Source organism: Mycobacterium sp. NAZ190054 (assembly GCF_001545925.1).
Lineage (GTDB): Bacteria > Actinomycetota > Actinomycetes > Mycobacteriales > Mycobacteriaceae > Mycobacterium.
On the sequence record NZ_LMVQ01000143.1, the window covers coordinates 1 to 9,068 of the forward strand.

Annotated in this window: 9 protein-coding genes; 3 read left to right on the forward strand and 6 right to left on the reverse strand. The window is 67.6% G+C overall.

Annotated elements, in window-relative coordinates:
* On the reverse strand, positions 1-706 hold a 706-nt coding region (locus tag ASJ79_RS11965; RefSeq protein ID WP_067955368.1), incomplete at its 3' end, for a fumarylacetoacetate hydrolase family protein.
* Positions 707-869: 163 nt separating this feature from the next.
* Between ASJ79_RS11965 and ASJ79_RS11970 the strand changes: the two genes are divergently transcribed.
* A complete protein-coding gene (locus tag ASJ79_RS11970; RefSeq protein ID WP_067955370.1) occupies positions 870-1,565 on the forward strand; it encodes a GntR family transcriptional regulator in 696 nt (231 codons plus the stop codon).
* Here ASJ79_RS11970 and ASJ79_RS11975 read toward each other — a convergent pair.
* The 5 genes from ASJ79_RS11975 to ASJ79_RS11995 form a co-directional block, all read right to left on the reverse strand.
* Entirely contained in the window at positions 1,537-2,559 is a 1,023-nt protein-coding gene (locus tag ASJ79_RS11975; RefSeq protein WP_082753797.1) for an ABC transporter permease, read from the reverse strand. The genes ASJ79_RS11970 and ASJ79_RS11975 overlap by 29 nt on opposite strands.
* Positions 2,556-4,061 carry a sugar ABC transporter ATP-binding protein gene (locus ASJ79_RS11980; RefSeq protein ID WP_067955373.1) on the reverse strand — a complete coding sequence of 502 codons (1,506 nt, stop codon included), beginning with the start codon at positions 4,059-4,061 and terminating at the stop codon, positions 2,556-2,558. The genes ASJ79_RS11975 and ASJ79_RS11980 overlap by 4 nt, the downstream gene beginning before the upstream one ends.
* A 68-nt stretch (positions 4,062-4,129) precedes the next feature.
* Positions 4,130-5,176 (reverse strand): sugar ABC transporter substrate-binding protein, encoded by a 1,047-nt coding sequence (locus ASJ79_RS11985; protein WP_082753798.1) that lies wholly within the window; start codon positions 5,174-5,176, stop codon positions 4,130-4,132.
* A 238-nt stretch (positions 5,177-5,414) separates the two neighbouring features.
* Entirely contained in the window at positions 5,415-6,212 is a 798-nt protein-coding gene (locus ASJ79_RS11990; protein ID WP_067955376.1) for a methylase, read from the reverse strand.
* A gap of 21 nt (positions 6,213-6,233) precedes the next feature.
* Positions 6,234-6,740, reverse strand: coding sequence for a DUF2505 domain-containing protein (locus ASJ79_RS11995; protein WP_067955377.1), 507 nt, complete (start codon positions 6,738-6,740; stop codon positions 6,234-6,236).
* Positions 6,741-6,766: 26 nt separating this feature from the next.
* On the opposite strand from ASJ79_RS11995, the gene ASJ79_RS12000 reads away from it, so the two are divergent.
* Together ASJ79_RS12000 and ASJ79_RS12005 are read left to right on the forward strand one after the other, a co-directional pair.
* A complete protein-coding gene (locus tag ASJ79_RS12000) occupies positions 6,767-7,816 on the forward strand; it encodes a UDP-N-acetylmuramate dehydrogenase (RefSeq protein ID WP_067955380.1) in 1,050 nt (349 codons plus the stop codon).
* Between the two features lie 15 nt (positions 7,817-7,831).
* The coding region (locus tag ASJ79_RS12005) for an Ig-like domain-containing protein (protein ID WP_067955382.1) at positions 7,832-9,068 on the forward strand (1,237 nt) is incomplete at its 3' end.

Here is a 9,068-nt window from a genome sequence, read left to right on the forward strand (position 1 = left end):
CCGGCAACAGCTCCACCACTTTGGACAGCTCCTCGACGAGGCGTGGCACCGGGAAGATGAGCTGCGACGTGCGGCCCCGCTGCACCACCTCGCCGTTGATGGAAGCGCTGATGCCCAGATCGTCGACATCGCTGAACTCTTCGAGCGTGACCAGCGCCGGCCCGATGGGCGAGAATCCCTGGTGGGATTTCGCGAGGCTGAACTGTGGTGCGGGCCCGGAGTGCTGGCGCGCACGTTCGGAGATGTCCTGGCCCACGGTGAGTCCCGCGATATGCTGCCAGGCATCGGCGGCAGCGATGTCACGCCCGCCCCGGCCGATCACCGCGACCAGTTCTACTTCCCAGTCCACATTGCCGTCCGGCAACGCCACGGTGGTCACGGGCCCGGTGATCGACGACGGGAACTTCGTGAAGATGACCGGCGATTCAGGCGCGGCGAATCCGGACTCGTCGGCGTGGGCGCTGTAGTTCAGTCCGACGGCGAAAACCTGGGCGGGCCGCGGTGCCGGTGCGCCGATCTCCCCGTCGATGCCCACTGTGGGCGCCACGCCGTCATACGATCGGTACCAATCGATGAACTCGGCCCAGCGGGCGTAGATCGCCTGTGGGTCAGGTGAGAAGCGACCGTCGCTCGCGGTGGCGACGTCGAAAGCTGTGCCGTCGTCCAGCTGGATATGCAGACGGCCGGCGATGTTGATGATGCGCACTGAAGTTCACGTCCCTTTCGTGGATAAGGGGATTACGGCACGTTCGGACCGCCACGGTCCATGAAACCAGTTGACCATCAAATGGTCAACCGTACTTTCGAAAATAAAACGACGATGGGTATGTCCCGCTAAGATTCGACGGAAGACGAAGAAGGGGATCGAGATGACACCGGCGGTAGCGAAGTCGCGGGCGCAGCGCAGCGGTGCGTATGAACGCCTACGTTCCGACATCCTGGGGGGCCGCATCGAGCCGGGGACACGGCTGCGCTTCGCCGCCTTGGTCGAGCAGTACGGGTGCAGCATCGGGGCGATCCGAGAGGCCCTGCAGCGTCTGGCAGAGCAGGGACTCGTGGAGAGCGAGTGGCAGCAAGGGTTTCGGATCGTCGACATCTCCGCCGGCGACCTCATCGAGCTGACGGATGCGCGGTGCGAGATCGAAGCGTTGGCACTGCGCTACGCAATCTCGTCAGGTGATGTGCGGTGGGAAGCCGACGCCATTTCAGCGCATCACGTTCTGGAGCGCACACCGATGTACGAAACCGTCGATGGGACTTTGCGTTTCAGTGAGGAATGGGTGATCGCCCACAACAACTACCATGCGGCACTGATGGCGGGTTGTGGAAACCGGCGGATACTGGCCGCTGCGCACAATCTCCGGGACGCCGCCGAGCTGTATCGGCGCTGGTCTGCCCCGCTGCACGACCAGGCGCGCGACATCGCCGGTGAACACAAGGCTATTCTCGACGCGGTGGTGGGCCGGGACGCCGCCCTGGCCGACAGCCTGCTGCGGGCGCACATCCGGCGCACCACCGACAAACTTCTCGAGGATGCTACGAATCATCCCGTTCACCCGTCGTGAGGCGCTGCAGTACCAGTGCCAGCAGGATGATCGCACCCTGGGCGGCCTGGATCCAGAATGTCGAAACCGCGGACAGGGTGAGAACATTCGAGATCAGCGCCAGTAGCAGGACCCCGGTGAAGGCGCCGACCATCGAGCCTCGGCCGCCGTTGAGACTGATTCCACCGATCACCGCGGCAGCGAACACCGTGAAGATCATGTTCTGCCCTTGATTGGCCGTGACGGAGGCCAACCGGCCCATGAACAGCAGCCCCGCCAGAGCGGCCAGGAGACCCGCAGAGATGTACACGCCGATGAGAAGGCGGTCCACGCGTAGCCCGGTTGCTCGGGCGGCGGCCGCATTCCCGCCGATGGCGTAGACGCCACGGCCCAGCCGGTGATGCCGCAGGAACAGGCCGGCGCCGACGAAAACAGCGGCCGCGATCCATACCGCCAGCGGTAGTCCCAGCATCGACGTGCTGCCCAGGTAGGTCATCGGGGCGGGCAATGACGACATCGTCTGTCCGTTCGCCACACCCAGAGTCGCCCCGCGAAGCAGGATCAGCACGGCGAGGGTGGCGATGAAGGCGTTGAGGCCGAGTTTGACCACCAGCAGGCCGTTGGCCAGCCCCACTGCCGCGCCCACGCCGAACAGGACGAGAAGACCCAGGTACGGATTCAGCACCATTCCCTGACCACCCGCGGCAGGCACCACCACCAGCCACGCGGCCACCATCGGGGCGAACCCGACGATCGACTCCAGGCTCAGATCGAACTTGCCGCACAGCAGCAGCAACACCTCGGCGACGACCAGGATCGCCAGCTCGGAGGACTGCTGCAACACGTTGATGATGTTGGCCTGCGTCAGAAAGGCGTCGTTGAGAAGCGCTCCGATCACGATCACCGCGATGATCACCGGGATCATGCCGAGATTGCGCCAGGGCAGCGTGGCCAACTGGGTCCGACCGGTGGCGGTCGGGGACGGGGGTGTGCTGGTGAGAGTCGGCGTGCTCATGGTGCTTTCTTGTTCTCAGAGGTGTCGGTGGATTCGGGATCGGGAACGCCTTCGATCGCGGAGATGAGAGTCATATCGCCCACCGGAGTGGTGAACTCGGCATGCTGACGGCCCTGAAACAGCACCACCACACGGTCGGCGAGCCGCAACTCGTCGAGGGTGTCGCTGACCAGCAGCACCGCCATCCCGTCACGCCGGAGCGTGTCGATCAGCGCGTAGATGCGCTCCTTGCTGGCGATGTCGACCCCGGCTGTCGGGGTGATCAACACCAGCACCGATGGTGTGCTCGCCAGCGCGCGACCGAGTACCACCTTCTGTTGGTTTCCGCCCGAGAGGTTCTGCACCTCGGTGCGCAGGTCGGCCGGGACCACCGCGAGCCGGTCGGCGAGCTTACGTGCGGCCGTCTTGCGGCGCCGCGCGGCGATCCATCCGCCGCGACCGAAAGTTCCTGTGACCGTTGCCGTGATGTTCTCCTCGATCGACATCCCGGGAACGAAGCCGTCGACGTGGCGGTCAGCGGGCACATAGCCGATCCCGGCCGCGATGGCGGCGTCGAGCCGTCCGGTCTTCCAGGTTCGGCCCCCGATCGCCATGCTGCCTGATGTCGGCGACCGCAACCCGGCGATGGTCTCGGCCAGTTCACTTTTGCCACTGCCGGAAAGACCTGTCACGCCCAGGATCTCACCCTCCGCGACCTCGAGGTCGATGTCCTGGAAACCTGCACCGGACAATGACGTGACGGCCAGCGCGGGGGTTCCCCCTGCCACGGGACGCGACAGCCTGTCCGCTGCCGGTGCGGGCGCGGTGTGCCCGTCGCCGACCATGTCCGAAACCAGTTGCGAGGGACTGATGTCGGCGACCCGGTGCGATGCGACGAGCCGCCCGTCTCGGAGCACCGTGGCTTCGTCGCACACCTCCCATATCTCGTGCAGATGGTGGGAGATGAAGACGAAGGTGACACCACGATCCTGCAGCTGGGTGATGCGCTCGAACAGCCGCGTACTCGCTGTCCGGTCCAGCTGTGCGGTGGGTTCGTCGAGGATCACCACCCGGCTGCCCCTCGCGAGCGTCCGGGCGATCTCCACGATCTGACGTTGTTCGACCGACAGATCGCGCGCCAGATCGCCGGGGCGGGCCGGAACGCCCCAGTCGTCAAGGATTTCTTTGGCTTTGCGGTGCACGCGCCGCCACCGCACCGGCGTCTGGAATGTCGTCGATCCAAGCAACAGATTCTCGGCGACGGTCAGGTGCGGCAGGATCTGGGGCCGCTGGAACACGCACCCGATGACCTCACCTGATCGCCGCTGCTGCGCTGTGGTGGGCTTACCCTCGATCTCGATCGTGCCGGCATCGGGTTCTACCATGCCGGTCAGGACTCCCACCAGGGTCGACTTTCCTGCGCCGTTACGGCCGACCAACGCATGCGAGGAACCTGCCGCCACCGATAGCGAGACATCGTTCAGCGACTGCGTGGCGCCGTAGCGCTTGCTGATGTGATGCATCGAAACAAGGGCAGAAGCCCCGGAATTCGGCGATGCGGTGATGGCGTGACTCGTGGTCGACGTGGCGGTCACAGCGCGTTGGCCCACAGCGATGCATCGACGACATTTTCCTCGGTCACCAGGACGGACGGGAATTGGTCTGCCGGATAACCGTCTTCGGTCATGACGACGACGCTGCCGTGATCGGTGGGTCCCTCGGTGATCTCCCCGCCCTTGGCCAGCAGCGCGACGTACTCCAATCCGTGGGTGACGAATTGGTCCACCGGCTGAGTGAGATCGGCATCCAGCGTGCCCTGCCGGATCGCGTCGAGCCCGGTGGGTGTGCCGTCGACCGCGACGGTGAAGATGTGGCCGTCGGCATCCCGCGGCGTCTGCCGGCCGGCGTTGGCAATGGTCTGCGAGACGCTCGGCACGTAGCCGTCGCTGGCCATGAAGATTCCGCCGAGGTCCGGGGTGCTCGCCAGCACCGCGGCGGCGCTGGAGGCGGCGGTGTTCGGATCCCACTGTCCGCCATCTTTGGTCAGCACGGTGAGGCCGGGGTACTGGCTCTTCATGCATTGCTGGAAGCCCGTTGAACGATCCTGGGCTGTGCTCTGCCGCATGTCACCCTGGATTTCGAGCACCGTGCCGGTGGGGCCGACCTTCTCGGCCAGGAACTCGCAGGCTTGTTGTCCGACGCTGATGTTGTCGGCAACCAACGCCACATCCGCCTTGCCGCCCTTCGGGCCCAGAAAGAGCGTCGCCACCGGCAACCCGCGCTGCCGTGCGAAGTCGATCGGCGGCACCACCGCCCTGGCGTCCGCCGGGACCACCAGGAGGCTGCGCGCGCCGGCGGTCACAAGATTGCGTATATCTGAATCCTGTTGGCTGGCATTGCCGTTGGCGCCAGTAGGCGGCAGCGTCGCCTGCCCCTGCTCCTGAGCGGCGCGGGTGAAAGCGTCCACCATCGCCGCCTGGGCCGGATCCTGGAGAAACAGGGCCGAATAGCCGACAGGCGCAGGAGAGCCATCGCCTTCGGCCGTCCCCTGGGTTGCCGTAGTGCTCGTCGGCGAACATGCGCTGAGTACCACGGCTCCTACGGCGGCCGCAGCGATCAAGCTGCCATAGCTGGGCATCGGCACCCTCCCTTGAGTGAGACGCGCGTCGGTCGACGCACTGCATTGTCGCCTGAATCACACCCCAACTGTATCGAAATGTCAATCCTATTTTCGAAACTGTGCGGCGCCATGCGACGCCTACGCATCGCCTGGCTGGTGGCAGCCGGGTTGGCCCATCGCGTGCCTTGTGTGCGCGCGGCACGGCGTACCCCTGCGGTCGCGTCGGCGGTGGGAATCAGTGGGTAGCGCAGTGCATTCAGCTGACGGGCGCCACGGATCCCCACGGCACGGTGAGGATTCCGTCGCGCAGGCTGCGCCGGGGTGAGGTCACCGGGAAGCCCTCGGTCACCAGCAGTTCCAGCATCGCGCGCCAGCGGATCCGCGGCCCGAACACGCCGTGACCGGCGGCGCTGGCCCAGGCCCGGTCGGCCGCGCGCAGCAGGGTGTGGATCGGCTGACCGGGAACGTTGTGGTGGATCAGCACTTTCGGCAACCGCTCGGCCAGATCCGACGGCCGCTCGATCGCGAACGGGTCACACGCCAGCGTCAGGCTCACCGCCGAGGATGTGTCCAGCAGCACCCAGCAGCACAGCCGGCCGAGCTCGTCGCAGGTGCCGTCGACGATCAACCCGCCCGGCGCCACACGGTGCTGCATCGCCGCCCAGGCGTCGCCGACCTCACCCACCGGATACTGCCGCAGCACGTTGAAGGCCCGCACCAGGATCGGCCGGTGTCCGGCCAATTCGAAACCGCCGAGCGCGAATTCGACGCCGGGGGCCGCCCCGTCCCGCACGGCGGCCTGCCCGGCGCGCACCCGCTCCGGTTCGATCTCCAGGCCGACCACCCGCAGGTCGGTGCGCACCCGGCGCAGCCGCACCGCCAGCTCCAGCGTCGTCACCGGTTTGGCGCCGTAGCCCAGATCCACCACCAGCGGATCCGCGGCGGCCTGCAGCGCGGTGCGCACCCGGGAGGAGTGCACCAGCCAACGATCGCTGCGGCGCAGGCGATTGTGACCGGTGGTGCCCCTGGTCACCTGTCCGATCGGGGCTGTCATGGCTCGATGGTAGAGACCGGCTCAGCCGTTCTCGGTGATCCACACCGTGGTGAACCGCTGCTCGGCGAGCACCAGGTCGACCAACTGACTGCCGATGAAGTTCTCGATCTTGCCGCCGATCAGTGGCACCCGCACCTCGACCGTGGCCGTCATCGACATCTTCGCCCCGGCGCCGACCGGGGCCAGCTGCGCCTCGCCCGTCAGTCCGGCCGGCGCACCCGGGATCGCGCCGCGCACCACCGCTGACGCCCGTCCGTCGGTGACCGGTGTCCAGATCTCCTCGCGCACGAAACTCAGGTCGCCGCGGTGGAACTGCGTGACCAGCGCGGGCAGCCGGTCGGCGCGCAGCACCTGGGTCGTCTTGATGCGGACGCTGCCGTCCTCCTCGACGACCAGCTCGTCGAGGGTGGCATCGTCGGCGCCGGAGTCACCGAGCCGGACCCGCCAGTACTGCTCGTCGCTGAACGCGCTGTGCACCTGTTCGACCGTGCCCTCGAAATCAACGGCCATGTCGAATGAACGCGGCATAGCTGGTCACGCTACCGTTAGCCGCCGTGGTCACTTCGTTGTCGGGCGGCGTGCCGGTTGCCGAGCACGTCCCGCTTGCGCCGCTGACCACGCTGCGTGTCGGACCGTCGGCGCGCCGGCTGATCACCTGCACCGAGACAGCCCAGATCGGGGCCGCCGTGCGGGCCGCCGGACCGGACGCGCTGATCCTGGCCGGCGGGTCCAATCTGGTGATCGCCGACGACCTGACCGGGCTCACCGTGGTGCGACTGGCCAACACGGGCATCGCCGTCGACGGATCTGTGCTGCGCGCCGAGGCCGGTGCGGCGTGGGACGACGTCGTCGCCGCGTCGCTCGCGCACGGGCTGGGCGGGCTGGAGTGCCTGTCAGGCATCCCGGGGTCGGCCGGCGCGACACCGGTGCAGAACGTCGGCGCGTACGGCGCCGAGGTCGCCGACACCATCAGCCGGGTCAGGCTGCTCGACCGCACCACCGGATCCGATCGCTGGGTGTCCCCGGACTTCCTCGAATTCGGTTACCGGACAAGCATTCTCAAACACTCGTCGGCGTGGGTGGTGCTGGAGGTGGAGTTCCGCCTCGACCCGGCGGGCCGCAGCGCACCACTGCGGTACGGCGAACTGACCGCCGCGTTGGGCGTCGAACCGGGGCGGCGCGCCGACCCGGCGCAGGTGCGCACAGCGGTGCTGGCGCTGCGCACCCGCAAGGGCATGGTGCTCGACGAGACCGACCACGACACCTGGAGCGTGGGCTCGTTCTTCACCAACCCCGTGGTCAGCGTCGCCGACTTCGACCGGCTGGCCGCCGCCGTCGACGGACCGGTACCCAACTATCCCGCCCCCAACGGGGTGAAACTGGCCGCCGGGTGGCTCGTCGAACGGGCCGGCTTCGGCAAGGGCTACCCCGGTCACGACGCGCCGGCCCGGTTGTCCACCAAGCACGCGCTCGCGCTGACCAACCGCGGCGCCGCGACCACCGCCGACGTGATCTCCCTGGCCAGGACGGTGCGCGACGGGGTGCGGAACGCCTTCGGGATCGAACTCACACCTGAACCGGTGCTGGTCGGCTGCTCGGTCTAGGTACCGTGGGTTCACGTGAGCCCTGCTGAACCGCTGCCGTCGATCACCAGGCGGCGCGCCCTCGCGGCGTTCGCGGTCGGCGTCGTCGCACCGGGCACGCTGGCGGCCTGCATGTCGACTGACGACGGTTCGCCCGGCGCTCCCGCCGCCGGTGACGCGCCGAAGGCGCCGACGCTGACCTACGCGCCGGAGAATCTGACCGACGACGTCAATCCCACCGCCCCGGTCAGCGTCGAGGTCGCCGACGGCTGGTTCCAGAAGGTCACGCTCACCAACCCCGACGGCAAGGTGGTCGCGGGCTCACTGAACCGGGACCGCACCGTCTTCACCGTCACCGAGCCGCTCGGCTACGGCGTCGAGTACACCTGGGCGGGCACCGCGGTCGGGCAGGACGGCAAGGCCGTGCCGGTCACCGCGTCGTTCGTCACCGTCGACCCGGCCGTGCAGGTCGGCGGCAGGTTCCAGCTGGCCGACGGACAGACCGTCGGGGTGGCCGCGCCGATCATCATCCAGTTCGACGCCTCGATCGCCGAGGACGACCGCGCCGAGGTGGAGAAGGCGCTGACGGTGACCACCACGCCGCCGGTCGAAGGCAGCTGGGCGTGGCTGCCCGACGAGGCCGCCGGATCCCGCGTGCACTGGCGGACCCGGGAGTACTACCCGGCCGGCACCACCGTGCACGTCGACGCGAAGCTCTACGGCGTGCCGTTCGGCGACGGCGCGTACGGCGCGGCGGACTCGACGCTGGACTTCTCGATCGGCCGCTTCCAGGTCGTCAAGGCCGAGGCCTCCTCCCACCGCATCCAGGTGGTCACGGACGCGGGCGTGATCATGGACTTCCCGTGCAGCTACGGCGAAGGGGACCTGGACCGCAACGTGACCCGCAGCGGTATCCACGTGGTCACCGAGAAGTACGAGGACTTCTACATGACCAATCCCGCTGCCGGCTACGCCAACCTGCGGGAACGCTTTGCGGTGCGGATCTCCAACAACGGCGAGTTCATCCACGCCAACCCGGCCAGTCTCGGGGCCCAGGGCAGCAGCAACGTCACCAACGGCTGCATCAACCTCTCCCTGGAAGACGCCGAGCAGTACTTCCACTCCGCGATGTACGGGGATCCCGTCGAGGTGACCGGCACCCGCATCCAGCTGTCCTACGCCGACGGCGACATCTGGGACTGGGCGGTGCCGTGGGACGAGTGGGTCGCGATGTCGGCGCTGTCGGAACAGGAATCCCCTGACAACATCCCGA

Excerpts from the sequence above, each read along its gene's own strand:
- ASJ79_RS11970 (WP_067955370.1), top strand. The coding sequence starts at position 870 with ATGACACCGGCGGTAGCGAAGTCGCGGGCGCAGCGCAGCGGTGCGTAT.
- ASJ79_RS11985 (WP_082753798.1), bottom strand. The coding sequence starts at position 5,176 with ATGCCCAGCTATGGCAGCTTGATCGCTGCGGCCGCCGTAGGAGCCGTG.
- ASJ79_RS11980 (WP_067955373.1), bottom strand. The coding sequence starts at position 4,061 with ATGCATCACATCAGCAAGCGCTACGGCGCCACGCAGTCGCTGAACGAT.
- ASJ79_RS11990 (WP_067955376.1), bottom strand. The coding sequence starts at position 6,212 with ATGACAGCCCCGATCGGACAGGTGACCAGGGGCACCACCGGTCACAAT.
- ASJ79_RS11995 (WP_067955377.1), bottom strand. The coding sequence starts at position 6,740 with ATGCCGCGTTCATTCGACATGGCCGTTGATTTCGAGGGCACGGTCGAA.
- ASJ79_RS11975 (WP_082753797.1), bottom strand. The coding sequence starts at position 2,559 with ATGAGCACGCCGACTCTCACCAGCACACCCCCGTCCCCGACCGCCACC.